The 15,174-nt window shown below is 67.5% G+C and carries 18 protein-coding genes and 1 pseudogene; 10 read left to right on the plus strand and 9 right to left on the minus strand.

Annotated features, from left to right (window positions below; translation table 11 throughout):
- Positions 1-174: 174 nt before the first annotated feature.
- Complete coding sequence (locus ACLJQ7_RS25580) at positions 175-1,512, minus strand: aspartate aminotransferase family protein (protein ID WP_410650701.1); 1,338 nt, start codon at positions 1,510-1,512, stop codon at positions 175-177.
- Between the two features lie 87 nt (positions 1,513-1,599).
- Between ACLJQ7_RS25580 and ACLJQ7_RS25585 the strand changes: the two genes are divergently transcribed.
- Positions 1,600-2,496 (plus strand): LysR family transcriptional regulator, encoded by an 897-nt coding sequence (locus tag ACLJQ7_RS25585; RefSeq protein ID WP_410650702.1) that lies wholly within the window; start codon positions 1,600-1,602, stop codon positions 2,494-2,496.
- Here the strand turns inward: ACLJQ7_RS25585 and ACLJQ7_RS25590 are convergent.
- On the minus strand, positions 2,417-3,643 hold the full coding sequence (locus tag ACLJQ7_RS25590) for an MFS transporter (protein ID WP_410650703.1): 1,227 nt from the start codon (positions 3,641-3,643) through the stop codon (positions 2,417-2,419). The genes ACLJQ7_RS25585 and ACLJQ7_RS25590 overlap by 80 nt on opposite strands.
- A gap of 64 nt (positions 3,644-3,707) precedes the next feature.
- Between ACLJQ7_RS25590 and ACLJQ7_RS25595 the strand changes: the two genes are divergently transcribed.
- Together ACLJQ7_RS25595 and ACLJQ7_RS25600 are read left to right on the plus strand one after the other, a co-directional pair.
- A complete protein-coding gene (locus tag ACLJQ7_RS25595; protein ID WP_410650704.1) occupies positions 3,708-4,079 on the plus strand; it encodes a MerR family transcriptional regulator in 372 nt (123 codons plus the stop codon).
- Between the two features lie 88 nt (positions 4,080-4,167).
- Positions 4,168-5,307: a Gfo/Idh/MocA family protein gene (locus ACLJQ7_RS25600; RefSeq protein ID WP_410650705.1), complete on the plus strand. Its 1,140-nt coding sequence runs from the start codon at positions 4,168-4,170 to the stop codon at positions 5,305-5,307.
- On the opposite strand, the gene ACLJQ7_RS25605 is transcribed toward ACLJQ7_RS25600, so the two are convergent.
- Together ACLJQ7_RS25605 and ACLJQ7_RS25610 are read right to left on the minus strand one after the other, a co-directional pair.
- A complete protein-coding gene (locus ACLJQ7_RS25605) occupies positions 5,304-6,047 on the minus strand; it encodes a GAF and ANTAR domain-containing protein (protein WP_410650706.1) in 744 nt (247 codons plus the stop codon). The genes ACLJQ7_RS25600 and ACLJQ7_RS25605 overlap by 4 nt on opposite strands.
- 176 nt (positions 6,048-6,223) lie before the next feature.
- Positions 6,224-6,382, minus strand: coding sequence for a hypothetical protein (locus ACLJQ7_RS25610; protein WP_410650707.1), 159 nt, complete (start codon positions 6,380-6,382; stop codon positions 6,224-6,226).
- A gap of 31 nt (positions 6,383-6,413) precedes the next feature.
- Here ACLJQ7_RS25610 and ACLJQ7_RS25615 point away from each other — a divergent pair, with 31 nt between their 5' ends.
- The 6 genes from ACLJQ7_RS25615 (at position 6,414) to ACLJQ7_RS25640 (ending at position 10,248) form a co-directional block, all read left to right on the plus strand.
- Positions 6,414-6,584 carry a hypothetical protein gene (locus ACLJQ7_RS25615; protein ID WP_410650708.1) on the plus strand — a complete coding sequence of 57 codons (171 nt, stop codon included), beginning with the start codon at positions 6,414-6,416 and terminating at the stop codon, positions 6,582-6,584.
- Positions 6,585-6,672: 88 nt separating this feature from the next.
- Complete coding sequence (locus ACLJQ7_RS25620) at positions 6,673-7,599, plus strand: NAD(P)/FAD-dependent oxidoreductase (protein ID WP_410650709.1); 927 nt, start codon at positions 6,673-6,675, stop codon at positions 7,597-7,599.
- Between the two features lie 29 nt (positions 7,600-7,628).
- Positions 7,629-8,228, plus strand: a complete 600-nt coding sequence (locus tag ACLJQ7_RS25625; protein WP_410650710.1) for a TetR/AcrR family transcriptional regulator — start codon at positions 7,629-7,631, stop codon at positions 8,226-8,228.
- A complete protein-coding gene (locus tag ACLJQ7_RS25630; RefSeq protein ID WP_410650711.1) occupies positions 8,218-9,099 on the plus strand; it encodes a crotonase/enoyl-CoA hydratase family protein in 882 nt (293 codons plus the stop codon). The genes ACLJQ7_RS25625 and ACLJQ7_RS25630 overlap by 11 nt, the downstream gene beginning before the upstream one ends.
- A complete protein-coding gene (locus ACLJQ7_RS25635) occupies positions 9,096-9,986 on the plus strand; it encodes an AurF N-oxygenase family protein (protein WP_410650712.1) in 891 nt (296 codons plus the stop codon). The genes ACLJQ7_RS25630 and ACLJQ7_RS25635 overlap by 4 nt, the downstream gene beginning before the upstream one ends.
- A 16-nt stretch (positions 9,987-10,002) precedes the next feature.
- Positions 10,003-10,248: a hypothetical protein gene (locus ACLJQ7_RS25640; RefSeq protein ID WP_410650713.1), complete on the plus strand. Its 246-nt coding sequence runs from the start codon at positions 10,003-10,005 to the stop codon at positions 10,246-10,248.
- A gap of 67 nt (positions 10,249-10,315) precedes the next feature.
- On the opposite strand, the gene ACLJQ7_RS25645 is transcribed toward ACLJQ7_RS25640, so the two are convergent.
- From ACLJQ7_RS25645 to ACLJQ7_RS25660, 4 genes and pseudogenes are all read right to left on the minus strand, one after another.
- Positions 10,316-10,651, minus strand: a complete 336-nt coding sequence (locus tag ACLJQ7_RS25645) for a TetR-like C-terminal domain-containing protein (RefSeq protein WP_410650714.1) — start codon at positions 10,649-10,651, stop codon at positions 10,316-10,318.
- Between the two features lie 226 nt (positions 10,652-10,877).
- A complete protein-coding gene (locus ACLJQ7_RS25650; protein ID WP_410650715.1) occupies positions 10,878-11,834 on the minus strand; it encodes a phosphotransferase enzyme family protein in 957 nt (318 codons plus the stop codon).
- A 370-nt stretch (positions 11,835-12,204) separates the two neighbouring features.
- Positions 12,205-12,534 (minus strand): annotated as a pseudogene (locus ACLJQ7_RS25655) (transposase); the annotation flags it as partial.
- A 255-nt stretch (positions 12,535-12,789) separates the two neighbouring features.
- Positions 12,790-13,215 (minus strand): ester cyclase, encoded by a 426-nt coding sequence (locus tag ACLJQ7_RS25660; RefSeq protein ID WP_410650716.1) that lies wholly within the window; start codon positions 13,213-13,215, stop codon positions 12,790-12,792.
- A 189-nt stretch (positions 13,216-13,404) separates the two neighbouring features.
- On the opposite strand from ACLJQ7_RS25660, the gene ACLJQ7_RS25665 reads away from it, so the two are divergent.
- Positions 13,405-13,596 (plus strand): hypothetical protein, encoded by a 192-nt coding sequence (locus tag ACLJQ7_RS25665; RefSeq protein ID WP_410650717.1) that lies wholly within the window; start codon positions 13,405-13,407, stop codon positions 13,594-13,596.
- A gap of 741 nt (positions 13,597-14,337) precedes the next feature.
- Here ACLJQ7_RS25665 and ACLJQ7_RS25670 read toward each other — a convergent pair.
- The gene (locus tag ACLJQ7_RS25670; protein ID WP_410650718.1) at positions 14,338-14,769 is read right to left on the minus strand and encodes a cold-shock protein; all 432 of its coding nucleotides are present in this window, start codon (positions 14,767-14,769) and stop codon (positions 14,338-14,340) included.
- Between the last annotated feature and the right edge of the window lie 405 nt (positions 14,770-15,174).

Genomic DNA, 15,174 nt, shown 5'->3' on the forward strand with positions numbered 1-15,174 from the left:
AAAGCGCCCAAACCGGATACGCGGAGACGCGTCAGAGTCCTTTATGGACAATCAGCTTCGCGCTGCGAAAACCTGCCTTGACGTTTGACGGGTGCAGCCAGTGTGACAGCGCTGGCACCACGACACGTTTGACTTACCCCTCAATAACCGTCCTTGCCACTTACGAGGCTGGACTCAAGACCAGCGCGCGCTAGCGTCCCCAATGGCCTGATCCAGTACGGCGAGCCCTTCCGCCAGTTCGTCCTCGGTCGCCGTCAGCGGGGGAGCGATCCGGAAGACCCCGCCCATACCCGGCAACTGCACGATGTTCATGTGCAGCCCCAATTCGAGGCAGCGCCGGGTGACCAGCGCGCCGAGTTCGTCGGAGCTGCGTTTCGTGGCTCGGTCCACGACGAGTTCCACGCCGACCAGCAGGCCCCGTCCGCGGATGTCGCCGACGACGGGATGACGGGCGGCGAGGTCGTCGAGGCCGCGGCGGAGGAAGGCGCCCAGTTCGGTGGCGCGTTCGTCGAGCCGGTCGCGGGTGAGGACGTCGAGCACGGTGTTCCCGACGGCCGCCACCAGCGGATCCGCGACGTGCGTGGTGAAGAACAGGTAGCCGCGGTCATGCGCTTCCTGCTCGATTTCGGCACTGGTGATCACCGCCGCGAGCGGGAGGCCGGCACCCAGTGTCTTGGACAGCGTGAGGATGTCGGGGACGACGCCGTCGCGTTCGAACGCGTACCAGTTTCCCGTGCGGCACAAGCCGGTCTGTGCCTCGTCGAGGATCAGCAGCATCCCGCGTTCGCGGCACTTCTCTCGCAGAGCCGCGAAGTAACCCACAGGCGGTTCGATGATCCCGCCCGAGCTGAGGATCGGTTCGACGATGCACGCCGCGAGACTGCCGACGGACTGGGCGTCGATCATCTCGAACCCGAAGTCCAGCTGCCGCTTCCAGTCCAGTTCCCCTTCCGGGGTAAGGAAATCCGGTCGATAGGAATTCGGTGCGGGAATGGCGAAGTTGCCGGGCGTGGTCGGCCCGTAGCCCTTGCGGCCCGCGCTGTAGGTCGCGTTCGCCGCCGCTTGCGTCATCCCGTGCCACGACCTGGCGAACGACACGATCTCGTGCTTCCCGGTCACCAGCTTCGCCATCCGGATCGCGGCCTCGTTCGACTCCGCACCGGTGGTCAGCAGCAGCGCCTTTTCCAGCGGTGACGGCAAAGTCTCGGCCAGCCGTCGCGCGAGGTCGACGACGGGGCGGCTCAGCATCCCGCTGAACAGATGGTCGAGCGAGCCGATCTGCCGCCGCACGGTGTCGACGATCTCGGGATGGGAATGCCCGAGGATCGCGCTCATCTGCCCGGAGGTGAAGTCGAGGATCCGCCGCCCGGACTCGGTGAACAGGTAGCTCCCGGCGGCGTGGTCGATGATCTCGCGGGTGAAGTCGCCGGCCCCGGCGTAGCGCACGAGGTGCCGGTCGGCGTCGGCCCAGAAACGGTCGGCGGTGGACAGGTCGGTGATCGGAGCAGCCATGTCTCGACGGTAGGTCGCCGCCGAGCGACACGTCCAGCTCACGATTCCGGCTGTGCTGTTCGGCCGATCCGTACAACAATGGGGCGCATGCTCAATCCCTGGAGGCTCAGCCTGCTGAGCAGGCTGGACACGCTCGGCACCGTCCGCGCGGTCGCGAAAGCGGCCAACCTGAGCGCGTCGAGCGTGTCCCAGCAGCTCGCGGTCCTCGAGGCCGAGACGCGGACGCAGCTGCTGGAGCGCACCGGCCGCCGCGTCCGGCTGACCCCGGCCGGGCGGATGCTGGCCCGCCGCGCGAGGGAGATCCTCGACCACATGGACACCGTCGAGGCCGAGTTGCGCGGTCTCGGTGAGGGACCGGCGGGGTTCGTCCGCCTCGGCGCCTTCCAGAGTTCGATCCACACCATCGCTGTCCCCGCGGTGAACCGGCTTGCCCGCTCGCATCCGCGCCTGCAGATCGAACTGCTCGAACTCGAACCGCACGTCAGCATGCCCGCGCTCCGCGTCGGTGACGCCGACGTCATCATCACCACCACGGATTTCGTCGAACAGCCGCTGGGCCCGGACGTGGAACTCGTGCCGCTCGCGACCGACCCGATCGTGCTCGTCGTCCCGACCGGGCATCCGGCGGCCGGTCGCGGCCCTGCCGACCTCGCCGCCTACGCGAGCGAGCCCTGGGCGTTCGACGTCCCCCAGTCGTACATGGCGAACCTCGCCACCCGGCTCTGCCGCGAAGCCGGTTTCGAGCCGCGCGTGATCGCGCGGTTCAGCAACTACATGATGACCTTGCAGCACGTCGAGGCCGGGCTTTCGATCGCGCTCCTCCCCGGCCTCGCCGTCGACCGGCGCTACCGCGTCGCCACCCGCGAGCTCGCGACGCCGGTCGACCGCTCCATCACCGCGGCGATCAGGCGCGGGTCCGCGCCTCGCGCCGCTGTCGACCTGGTTCTCGAGGCGATCCGGAGTCATCCGGAACTGCCGCTGTGAACCCGTGCCGTCGCGCGACCAGCACCACGGCCAGCGTCGGCACGAGCAGCACGAGGACACTCCAGGGGAACGACTCCGCGCCGAAGCCGTCGAGGAGGACGCCACCGGCGATCCCGCCACCCGCCATCGCCGCGTTCCACAGGGTGACCAGCATGGCCTGCGCGATGTCCGCCGCGCCGCCCTTGTCGCCCGCCTGCGCGGCGGCGGTCTGCAACAGCGTCGGGATCCCGCCCCAGCCGAGCCCCCACAGCGTCACGGCGACGTAGACGAGCGCCGGACTTTCACCCGACAGCGCCAAAATCGTCGCTCCGAGCGCCACGAGAAGGGTGCCGGCGACGGTCAGCGGACGCAGCCGTCGGTCGATGAAGAGACCGACGAACCAGATGCTGACCAACGAAGCCAGCCCGAACACCAGCAGGATCCGATCGACCGAGCCGCCCATCGACACGTGTTCGAGGAAGGTGGCGATGTAGGTATAGAGGATGTTGTGCGCCAGCACGAATGTCAGCGTCACGAACAGGACCGCGGCCACGCCCGGTACGGCGAGGGTCCGGCGCACCGGGAGCCTGCCGCTCTCGTCCTGCCCGGGAAAATCGGGGACGGCCAGCGCGATCCAGCCGAGCAGGGCGAGCGCGAGCACCGACATGAGCGAGAACGTCACCTGCCAGCCGAAGAGGCCGCCGAGGAAGGTGCCGGCGGGGATGCCGAGCGAGAGCGCGAGCGGGATACCGGTCATCACGATGGCGATCGCCTTGCCCCGCACCGGTTCCGGCGCCAGCCGCCGGGCGTAACCGGCCAGCAGGGCCCAGACCACGCCGGCCGCGATCCCGGCGACGAACCGAGCGCCGAGCGTCAAGGGATAGTTCGTGGACAGCGCCGTGGCCGTGTTGGCGACCGCGAAACCGGCGACTCCGGTCAGGAGCAGACGTTTGCGGCGCCAGCCCGCGGTCGCGGCCGACAGGGGGATCGCGGTCAGCGCGGTGCCGATCGCGTACACCGTCACCAGTTGCCCTGTCGCCGCTTCGCCGACGCCGAGGCCGGCGCTCATCGCGGGCAGCACCCCCGCGGGCAGGGCTTCGGTGAGGACGGTGACGAACGCCGCCGTGGTCAGCGCCAGCAGCGCGCCGAGTGGGAGTTTCGCAGTCATGCTCCGTATGCTCGAACCATCACATAGATGTGAAGGTCAAGTCGGCCGGGGTGAGGTGGCGCACATGCGGATCGGGGAGCTGTCGGAGCGGACGGGCACGTCGCGCCGTCTGCTGCGGTACTACGAGGAGCAGGGTCTCATCGTCTCGGAGCGGCTGTCCAACGGCTACCGCGATTACGACGAGGCTTCGGTCGACCGGGTCATCCAGGTCCGCGGCCTGCTCGACGCCGGGCTGCCGACCAGGATCATCAAGCAGATCCTGCCGTGCCTGGACAAACCCCGGCAGATCTACTTCCCGGACGCGACCAGGGAGATGCTCGACACCCTGGAGGCCGAACGCGACCGGATGACCCGGCGCGCCGAATGCCTGCTGCGCAACCGGGACGCCATCACCGAGTACCTCGACGCCGTCCGCGCCTACGACCCGGCGTCCTGAGCCGGAGGGACTTTCCTCGCATCGGTCTTGACAGTATGAGAAAGCGCTTTCAGGATGTGCTCAGGAAAGCGCTTTCAAAGGAGAACGGATGACCACGCGGAAACTCGGCGTCGTGATGAACGGCGTCACCGGGCGGATGGGCTATCGGCAGCACCTGGTGCGCTCGGTCCTGGCGATCAGGGAGGCCGGCGGGGTCGAGCTGGCCGACGGTTCGCGGGTCCAGCTGGAGCCGGTCCTGGTGGGGCGCAACGCGGACAAGCTCGAAGAGATCGCCACCCGGCACGGGCTGACCCGCTGGACCACCGACCTCGACGCCGCGCTCGGCGACGACGACCTCCCGCTCTACTTCGACGCGCAGCTGACCGCGGTCCGCGAGAAGTCGATCGTCCGCGCCATCGACGCCGGAAAGCACATCTACACCGAGAAGCCGGTGGCCGAGTCGGTCGAAGGCGCGCTCGCCCTGGCGCGGCATGCCGAGGCGGCCGGGGTCAAGAACGGCGTCGTCCACGACAAGCTGTACCTGCCCGGCCTGCTCAAGCTGAAGCGCCTGATGGACAGCGGTTTCTTCGGCCAGGTGCTGTCCGTGCGCGGCGAGTTCGGCTACTGGGTCTTCGAGGGGGACTGGCAGTCGGCGCAGCGTCCCAGCTGGAACTACCGCGCCGAGGACGGCGGCGGCATCGTCGTCGACATGTTCTGTCACTGGAACTACGTGCTGGAGAACCTCTTCGGCGCCGTCAACGCCGTGACCGCGAAGGCCGTCACCCACATCCCGGAGCGCGTCGACGAGAAGGGCGACCGCTACGCCGCGACGGCCGACGACTCCGCGTACGCGATCTTCGAGCTCGAAGGCGGCGTCATCGCCCAGCTCAACTCGTCCTGGTGCGTGCGGGTCCACCGCGACGAACTGGTCGAATTCCAGGTCGACGGAACGAAGGGCAGCGCCGTCGCGGGCCTGCACAAATGCGTCATCCAGCCGAGGGAGGCCACGCCGAAGCCGGTGTGGAACCCGGACCTCGCCGAGACGCGGTCGTACCGTTCGCAGTGGCAGGAAGTGCCGGACAACGAGGACTTCGGCAACGGTTTCCGCGCGCAGTGGGAGCAGTTCGTCCGCCACGTCGTGGAGGACGCGCCGCATCCCTACGACTTCATGGCGGGGGTGCGCGGCATCCGGCTCGCGGAAGCCGGCCTGGAGTCCTCGCGCGAGAACCGCCGGGTCTCGCTGGCTTAACGGCCGAAAACCGCTCCCGGGTCTTCCGCGATCAGCACCGAGATCTCCCGGATCTTGCGGTTCGTGTGCTGCGACGCCTCGGTGAGCCAGCGGAAGGCTTCCTCGGCGTTCAGCTCCAGACGTGCCATCACGATTCCCTTCGCGGTGGCGATGGCGTCCCTGGTCTCCAGCGCGGCGACCAGGGTCTCCGCCTGTCGTTCGGCGGCGGCCCAGCGGGACGCGGTCAGGATGATCGCCGAGATCGCCGAGGTGAACATCGCGACCAGGGCCGCTTCGACCGGGTCGAAGGCGTCCTTCTGGAAACTCCAGACGTTGAGCGCGCCGGACAGCGGCTCGGTGTCACGCCGCCGGAAATGGGATTCGTCGGGGACGAACAACGGGCAGGCCAGCGCGGATCGCACGCCGAGCTGGTCGGCGGCGGCCGCGAAATCCGGCCAGCGCGCGGCCGTGTCCTCGTCCAGCAGGGTCCGGACGATCATCCCGCTTTCGGCGGCCTTCAGGCAGGGGCCCTCATCCGCGGTGTACTGCGCCTTGTCGAGGGGAAGCAGGGAGTCGTCGGTCCCGGCGACAGTGCTCGGTTCGTTGTCGGAGTACAGGGTCACCGTGGCCGCGTCCGCGCCCGGCAGCAGGCCGACCACCTTCTTCGCCACCCGTTCCAGCAACTCGTCGCGGGGCTCGTCGAGCCGCATCGACTCGGTGAGCTCCCGCAACGCCGAAGCGGTGTCGCGAAACTGATCCATCGTGGCCCTTTCCCTCGGACGGCGGATTTCGCCGACCATCAAGAACGTACTCGTTCCGGCTGGCGGGGGATTGGCCGATTCGGGCTAACCCGGGGCCGGTGGCCCGCCGGTTCAGTTCGAACCGGGCGACTCTCCCGTGGGCGGGATGCCTGTCAGCTCGGCCCGGTCGCCCCGCGTCACCGAGCCGTGACGGTGCCACCGCGACCGACAGGCCGGGAAAGCAGCGCAGTCACGAATCGTCGGGGCAGTTCCCCCTCGATCCGGCTGACCGGTTCGAGCACGGTTTCGGCCTCCTGGAGCGCCGCTTCCAGCACGAACGGGGTGATCTCGCGCAAGTGCCGCGCTGACCGGGCTGAAGCAACCGGTGTGGGTGACGATCACCACGCAGTCGATGGCCTCCCGGCCGGACGGGCCGCTCCGCAGCGTCGCGTCGACGGTCTCCTCGATGGCTTTGTGGAAGGCGAGCGCAAGGGAGCCGTCGATCTCCGGCGCGCACCGGGTCAGGGTTCGGCGACGGTCACCATCGACCGGAATTGAGCACGTGGCACCCGCCGGGGGCAGGTTTCCCCGCGGGCGGCCTGGGTATGCGGGTGCTGCCCCGACTCCCGGACAGAGAGGCCATCCCGTGCGCGATGACGGTTATGACGCGGTGATCATCGGTGCCGGACCCGCAGGGTTGAGCGCCGCGCTCGTGCTCGGCCGGTCCCGGCGCAGTGCGCTGGTGATCGACGGTGGCGGGGGCCGGAATTCGACGGCCGCGGGGGTGCACGGGCTCTTGGCCTGCGACGGGATGAACCCGGACGCGTTACGGGCCGCCGGTCGTGAGCAACTGTCGGAGTACCCGGAGGTGCGCCTGCGCGAGGGCCGGGTCCGGGCCGTCGACGGCGAATGCGGCGGGTTCACGGTCGTGTTCGAGGACGGCGGTCCGGTGAAGGCGCGCCGGATCGTGCTGGCCACCGGAGTGGTCGAGGACCTGCCCGGGATCGCCGGGCTGGCCGAGCGCTGGGGGAAGAGCGTGCTCGGCTGCCCGTACTGCCATGCCTGGGAATTCCGGGACCGGCCTTTGGCCGTCTTGGCCACCGAGGGACGGCAGGACGTGATGTTCGCCGCCCAGCTGACCCGCTGGAGCCAGGATGTCACCTTGTGCGCCAACGGTTTCACGTTGTCCGCCGAAGACGAGGCGCTACTGGGCAAACGTGCGGTCCACGTGCGCCGCGAGCCGGTGCGAAGTGTGGAGGGACCCGAGGACGAAGTCGAACGGATCACGTTCCGCGAAGGCGACCCGGTGGAATGCGCGGCGGTGTTCCTGCACGCCACCACGCGGCAGGCCGACCCGCTGGCCGGGAAACTGGGCTGCGTGCTGCAGGACGACGGCACCGTGCGGATCGACGATGCCGGCTTCACCGGCGTACCGGGTGTTTACGCCGCAGGTGACCTGGCGCGACGGGAATCGTGCCCGTCGGGCATGACGTTCGTGGTGACCGCGGCCGCCATGGGTTTCGTGACGGCCACCGCGGTCGATCACGAACTGTTCCGGGAAGAGCTGGACTGAAGAGCGGAATCCGTGCTTCACTCCTTGCCATGCCGTACCGCCGGACCCCGAAGACGCAAGCAAGACTGGACTCGCAGCGAGGCGAGATCCTGGCCGCGGCCATCGCGCTGCTGGCCGAGACCGGCTACGCGGGCTGCTCCATGGCCGCGGTCGCCGCGCAGGCCGGCGTGGGCACCGGCAGCGTGTACCGGCAGTTCCCGTCCAAGGCAGACCTCGTCGTCGAGGTCTTCCGCGAGGTGGTCTCCCGGGAGGTCGACGCCGTCGAGGCCGCCGCGTCCCAGGGTGACGTCCGCGAACGCGTGGTCGCCGTGATCGAGACCTTCGCCGGACGGGCGTTGAAGGCGCCGAGGCTGGCGTACGCGCTGCTGGCCGAGCCGGTCGACGCCGTGGTGGAGGCCGAGCGCCTGGTGTTCCGCCGCGCGTTCCGCGAGGTCATCGCCAGGAACATCGCCGACGGCGTGACGAGGGGACTGCTGCCCCCGCAGGACGCCGAGGCGACCGCCGCGGCGCTGGTCGGCGCGGGCGCGGAAATGCTGGTCGGGCCCTTGGCCGGGGACGGCGGGCCGGACACGATCCCGCAGCTGGTCACCTTCACCCTTCGCGCGCTGGGCGGTTCCGATGGCGTTTGAGACGCTCACGTACCGCGTCGAAGATCGCAAGGCGTACCTGACCTTGAACCGCCCCGAGCGGCTCAACGCGATCAACGACGTCATGCCGCGCGAGATCCGGCAGGCCGTGGAGCTGGCGAACGAGGACGACGCGGTCCGGGTGATCGTGGTGCGCGGCGAAGGCCGGTCGTTCTGCGCCGGCTACGACCTCAAGCAGTTCGCCGAAGAAGACGCCGAACGCCGCTGGAACCAGGGCCCGGTCTGGGATCCGGTCAAGGACTACCGGGTGATGAAGCGCAACACCGACGACTTCTTCAGCCTGTGGCGCTCGCTGAAACCCACCGTCTGCCAGGTGCAAGGACACGCGATCGCCGGCGGCAGCGACATCGCGCTGTCATGCGACGTGCTGATCATGGCGACCGACGCGCGCATCGGCTATCCGCCCGCGCGGGTGTGGGGCTGCCCGACGACCGCGATGTGGGTCTACCGCGTCGGGGCCCAGCGCGCGAAACGGATGCTGCTCACCGGCGACACCATCGACGGCACCACCGCGGCGGACTGGGGACTCGCGCTCGACGCGGTGAAACCCGAGCGGCTCGAAGCCGCCGTCGAGGAACTGGCCGACCGGATGGCCGGCGTGCCGACGAACCAGCTGGTGATGCAGAAACTGATGATCAACCAGGCCTACGACAACATGGGCCTTTCCGGCACCCAGACGCTCGCGACGCTTTTCGACGGCATCACCCGGCACACGCCCGAAGGCCGCTGGTTCCGCGAGTTCGCCGAACGCGATGGTTTCCACGAGGCGGTGGCCTACCGCGATTCCGGGCAGGTCATCCCCGACGGCGGCGGACCGCTGCCCGAGCACAAGGATCCGAGGAGGTCGTCATGACCGCGAACACCGAAAGCGAACGCGTCGCCGAGCGCCTGCAGCGCTCCTCCGCGCGGCTGTCCTACGACCCGGACGTCGACGTCGACTGGCAGGCACCGCTGGTCGACGGGGCGTACGGCAAGGCGCCCGAGCGATGTTCCTTGTACGGCACGGAACTCTGGGACCGTCTCGACGAAGACCAGCGCGCCGAGCTGAGCCGCCAAGAGGCGGCGGCCGCGGCGGCATCGGGTATCTGGTTCGAGCTGATCCTCATGCAGGGCCTCGTGCGCCACGTCTACAACAGCGACCCGACGACGCACAACGCCCAGTACGCGCTCACCGAGATCGCCGACGAATGCCGTCACAGCACCATGTTCGCCCGTTCGATCGCGAAGAGCGGTGGCGTCGTCCGGCGCCCGAGCCGCTCGGCGCACCGCGCGGGCAAGCTGTTCGGCGCGATCTGCGGCCCGGCGCTGCTGTTCGCCGGCGCCATCTACGTCGAAGAACTCGCCGACGGCATGCAACGCGAGATGATGCGCGACGACAGCCTGCAGCCGATGATCCGGATGATCTCGCGCATCCACGTCATCGAAGAGGCACGTCACATCAGCTTCGCCAAGGACGAACTGGGCCGGGCCTGGGCACGCCACGGCCGCGTCGGCCGCGAACTGATCCGCTGGGCGATCGCCGGGATGGCCTACGTCGCGACGTCGGAGTTGTTGCACCCCAAGGCATACACCTCCGTCGGCCTCGACCCCCGCGAAGCCCGCCAGGTCGCCGTCGCGAACCCGCACTGGCGCCGGACCAAGGCGGCGTGGGCCGCCAAGGCCGTCGAACACTTCACCGAAATCGGCCTCATCGGCGGCCCGAGCCGCCGGCTCTGGCGCCGCGCCGGCGTCCTCGACTGAACAAGGAAGGCACTCCATGTCCAAGCTCCTCGGCCTCGGCATCGCCGCGACCGGCCTCGCCCACTTCGCCGCCCCGGCGGCCTTCGAACCCGTGACGAAGCTGGCCTTCGCCGACGACGTCCGCAACTGGACCTACCGCAACGGCGCCACCGAACTCGCCATCGGCCTGGCGATCGCGGCCGGCCCCACACGGAAGGCCGGCTTCGCGGGACTGGCCGTCTACGCGGGCTGGCTGGGAAAGCGCGTCCTCGCCCGGCGCTGAGGTCGTCCGCTCAGCGGTCGCCTTCGACCAGCGTCGCCACCAGCTGCCGCGCGTACGCGGGCCCGAGTTAGTTCGGCCGGAACAGGATGCGGTACATCATCGGCGCCACCGCGCGGTCGAGCACCGTCTCCACGTCCGGCGCCTGTTCTCCCCGTTCGGCGGCCCGCGCGAGGATCACCTCGATCTGCTCGGCCGCGTACGCCGAGCACTGGCCGGCGTTGGTGCCGTCCGGGTCACCGAGCAGGGCGTCGCGGATGTAGGCGCGTCCCGGCGGCGAGGACATCTCGTCGAGGAACTGCTCGGCCCACGCCTCAGAAGGACGCTCTCCTTTGCTTCGGTGTGGACTTGGGGGAGGAATTCGTGCGCTCTGCTCGGCGCGCCTTGGGTGCGGTGGCTTTGGCACTGACGTTCGTTGTCGGTGTCTCTGGGGTGTCGGTGGCTGCGGAGGCGGCCCGGTTTCGGGAGATCAGACCACTTCTGCCACAAGTTCGATCGGCACGTCATGCTCAACGCGGTCGAAACCGCAGCGAACGCATTCGAAGCGGAGATCGAAGTGTTTGCGGTCCTGGGCCGTAAACTAATCTGACGAAATCAACCGAAGTCGACTTCGGTCGAAACGAGGTGCCGGGTCAGCGGGGGGTCAGCTCGCGCAGCCGTTCAAGATGCGCGGGCATCTCGCTAACGTAGGCGACGAGTTTCGGCAGCCAGTTTTTGGCACGCTGCTTGAGATCCTCGGGCAGATGGGGGTCGTTCTCGAAGTCGATGAAGTCGTCGCTGGTTGCCCAGCCCAGTGTTTGCACGACCCGGTGCAGCGTGGTGTTGGGCTCTTGTGGCGTGCCATACCCGGCGAAGAAGGCGGGGGGCAGGCCGGTCTCGTTGTAGAGAGAGGCGTGTTTGTGAAGCAGCGCGACTTCTTTCGCCGGGTCGCCCACCCTGGGGAAGTCCCAGTCGATGAGCGTCGCGCGATCCGTCGACACCAGCACGTTCCACATGTTGATGTCCCCGTGTCCCAGCGCCGATCGGGCTCCCCGCAGCGACGGGGCGGCCGCGTCGATGGCCAGGTGTAACTCGCCCAGCAGAGGGATCAGGCCCGGTGCCAGCCGGTGCAGCCCCCGGACGGAATCTTCCACGATCGCGTGCAGTTCGGCAGCAGGGTCTCTGGGGGTCAGTACGAAGCGCGAGGGGCCGAGGTCCTCGCCCGCGAGCCCGCTGGGGAAGGCGACCGCGTGCACCCGTGCGTACGCGGCGCCGACGAGTTGCCACACCTGTTCCGTGTCGGTCCCTTCCTCGATATGATCGCCGAGCGTGGCGCCCTCGGCGAATTCGATGAGCGAGGCGTGTTCGCTGGCGGCGAGCAGTGCGGGGGCGGGAAGACCATGCTGGGCAAGGAATGCCGCCCTGGCGGTCTCAGACTCCCTGGCCTCGGTGAAGACGCGGAGGACCGCCTTGCTCTCGTCCTCGAAGGTGATTACCACGATCGTGTTCTCGAATCCGCGGCCGGTCAACGGGGACAGGTCCACCATCTGTGGCAGACCGGCGGCGGCGACTAGTTCCCCGGCCAGTACCTGTATCTCCTGGGAGATCATGCGATCCAGCGTAATGGTAAGCGTTCAACTGCTCGGCGCCGGCCTTCTCGTCAGCGGTGGAGGACTCGGACGTGCCGCGAGATGCGCAGCCGACAACGGCTGGAATCCTGAAACGCACCATTGCTGTTGACGAAAAGAACACAATGCCGAGAATGATCCCGCGACGGTGTAGGCAGACGCTGCCGGCCACGATCAGAGCCGTCTTAAGTGGAGTGTCGAATTGGAAGAACCCTTCCAGGGGGCTCGTCCGGTTCGAGCTCATAGGGCGTGCGCAGCGGTGGGATCGGGTGCCGAGGCGCCTGCCACTCCACTGGAATCAGACAAGAAATCATCCGTGGCTTACACGGAAATCATGACAGGGCCGGTTTCGGCCCTCTTTTAACGCCCGCACATGCGACCCGTCGACCGCCGCCCGCGACCAGTCCAGCTGGTTCGCCGCGTGCAGCTCCGCCGGCAGTAGCTCTTGCAACTTGTGTCACACCCCGGGGCCTCGGTCCAGTCCCGCAGCCGGCGCCAGCACGTCATGCCCGACCATGGCTCAGCTCCTGCGGAAGGAACTCCCACGGAATCGCCGTACAGAGATGAACATGATCCCGCACAACGCCTTACGGTCATCCAGCCGCTTGCGCCCCGGATACCGATACCGACGCTCCACCCGCGGAAACAACGGCTCAATCCGCTCCCGCAGGCCGTCATCGATCTCCCACGGACGCCGCTGCGCCACCAGCACACCCCTCACAAAAGACCAACGAGAGACAGCATCAAACCACACTCGAGATCATTCTGTCAGGACCCCTTAGTGCGGTTTGAAGCAGTGGCGTGCACCGGTTTTGCTCCAGGGAAATCAGTGTGAAAGGGATCCGTGTCGCTTATTCGGAGCGTGCGTTGGGGTCGTCGCCGCCGGTTCCCCGTGCCGCACCGGTGATCAGCGCGATGTTTCCGGCCGGTGTCCTGCTCAGGACGTCGGGGTGAAGGTAAGCCCGAGTTGGAGGGCGAGGCCGAAGTTGTCCTCCAGGTGCCTGCTCCACACGATCCGGCCGTGCTCCAGCCGGTGGACATCGATGGCCTGGAATTCGACCTGGCGCCCGGTGCCGGCCACGCCCAGCAGTTCGCCGGTGTGGACCCCGCGGCAGGTGCTGCTCACGGCGACCCGGTCACCGTCCACGACGAAGTCTTCGATGATGAGTTCGAGGTCGCTGAGCGCCGTGCGCAGGTAGGTGATGGTGGCCTTCCAGCCCTTGGGGCCGTCGGTGCTCAGCGCGGGAACAGCCTCCCAGTCGGGCGCGAGCACTTCGTCGACGAGCGTCAGGTCGCCGGTGCTCAGCGTGTCATAGAATCGCCTGACCACGGTGGCGGTCTCGGACATGGTGGTGTCGGACATGCGGGGGAGCTCCTTGAATGGTTCGATGATCCAGTAACCTATACTTGTGGGAATCGCTCAAAGTATCCTGATGTCTTGGACATCCACCCCGCCGGGTGGTTGGGAAGAGTGAACAGAACCCATTGCCCACCGGATTCTCTGGCTGCCGACGTCCGTCGCCGTACCACTGGGCGCGATTATTGCCGGCCGGTGTCCGATTTGTCGTCGACGGCGCACTCGCCGGATTTGCGAAACATCGCTCATGACTCGGGTTCGTCGATCGGACGCACTGTGCCGTTCGGGAAGTTGTTTCTGCCTGTGCGCGGAACCTCGTCGGTCGCCGCCGCGGTGCCGACCGGATTCACGATCGACATCGCAATGGCGGGCGAGGTCGCCTTTTGACGTTCGAGTGAACTGAATCCTCCGTGACCTGATTCTCTGGGCGTGGTAAATCCGATTCGTATCACTGTTGCATTATCGCGATGATCGATGTCCTCGCGCGATAAAAGCGCCGAAGAACTGCCCCGCCGGGTCAATGGGCCTGACTACCGAGACAATGTTGACGGAGTGAGTGGCGTCGAGACGGACAGCGGAGTATTCTCTGCGTTTCCCGCACTCCGCCGCTGAGTGCGGTCCACGGCCTGGATCCGATGCCGGGTAGTTCAAGAGCGTGTCGCGGGATGGGATGCGTCGGTTCCACGCCAGGCGGACCGGGTGACAGGACGGGGCGCGATGAACCGCCGAGCCGAAACCCGCAGCACCTGAATGAAATCAGCACCAACCTGCTCGGGCGTGTGTACGCACGCGACGACTCGCCCGAATCCTGCACCACGACCGGCTCAGGAACGCTCTGCAGGCAGGCACGGCCTCACTGGCGAACGGGGCTCGACGGCGTTCGGGAGCCCGCACCGGGCGGCCAGGGCCCGCCGCCGCCACCCCTCGACTCGTCCTGGCCGATCGGCACGAATTCTTGTCGACGGAAGACCGCCGATCCGGCAGGAGATCGCTTCAGGTCAACTGCATCCACGATTTCCCGGAGGGTGCGGCCGACCGGTGCCTGTATCGGCGAACGTCGCCGATACAGGATTCCAGGCTTCTCGGTTCTGGGACTCCGCCGGGAGTCGCCCCATGAGCACGCTGTCCCTATTCGTCGATCCAGCAATGCTTGCGCGCGAGCGCGAGCATGTTCTCCCGCACGGCGAGGATCTGCTGCCCGGTCAGGGAGGGTACGCCAGTGAGCATGGCCTCTGTGAGCTCATCACGCAGCTCATGGACGGTCAAGACATCACATGCCACGTCGTCTTCGTACGCGACCGCCATCGACTTACTGTCGGCGATCTCCTGAACATGCACCTCTGCCCGTTGCTCAGCCAGGCTTACCCGCGACGCCTTCAAACCCCGGTCGCCCTCTTCAGTGGCGAACTTGACCCGTACGCCGGGCGCGATCAGCCGCTTGTCGCACTCGAGGTCGTTGACGTGAATAAAGACGTCTTCGCCGCCCACGTCCGGTGCGACAAAGCCATAGCCGCGAACATCATCGAACCGAAGCACTTTACCGGTAAGCACTGGGGACATTCAGCCACCTCATCAATCAACATAGCCGCCGCGGCCGCGAAAAAAGACTGCCGAATCGATCGTAACCCAGGGCGTGAGAGTCAAGACCGGACAGGCGCCCCAGCGGGCAACCTATGGTCTTCGAACTTACTTCTCGCCCGGGTTCGACGCCGGCGATTATATCGTCGAAACACATCTCAGAAAGCTTCTGCAACTTGACCTATAGACGTGATCTCACTGGATTTCATCCGAGTCCTTTCAGCTGAGTCGGGGGTCGTTGGCGTCCTGAGCCTCGCGACGGTGGAAAGCCGTGGCGCACGGGTGCTGCTGTCGACAGGTGGGACAGACGCTTCCGCGCGAATTCGGACGCCCTGCGGGGCTGTGGGTGTGCCGCTCTTCGATGAAGAAAGGTACGGCACGTAGGCC

Source organism: Amycolatopsis sp. cmx-4-54 (assembly GCF_046548895.1).
GTDB lineage: Bacteria > Actinomycetota > Actinomycetes > Mycobacteriales > Pseudonocardiaceae > Amycolatopsis.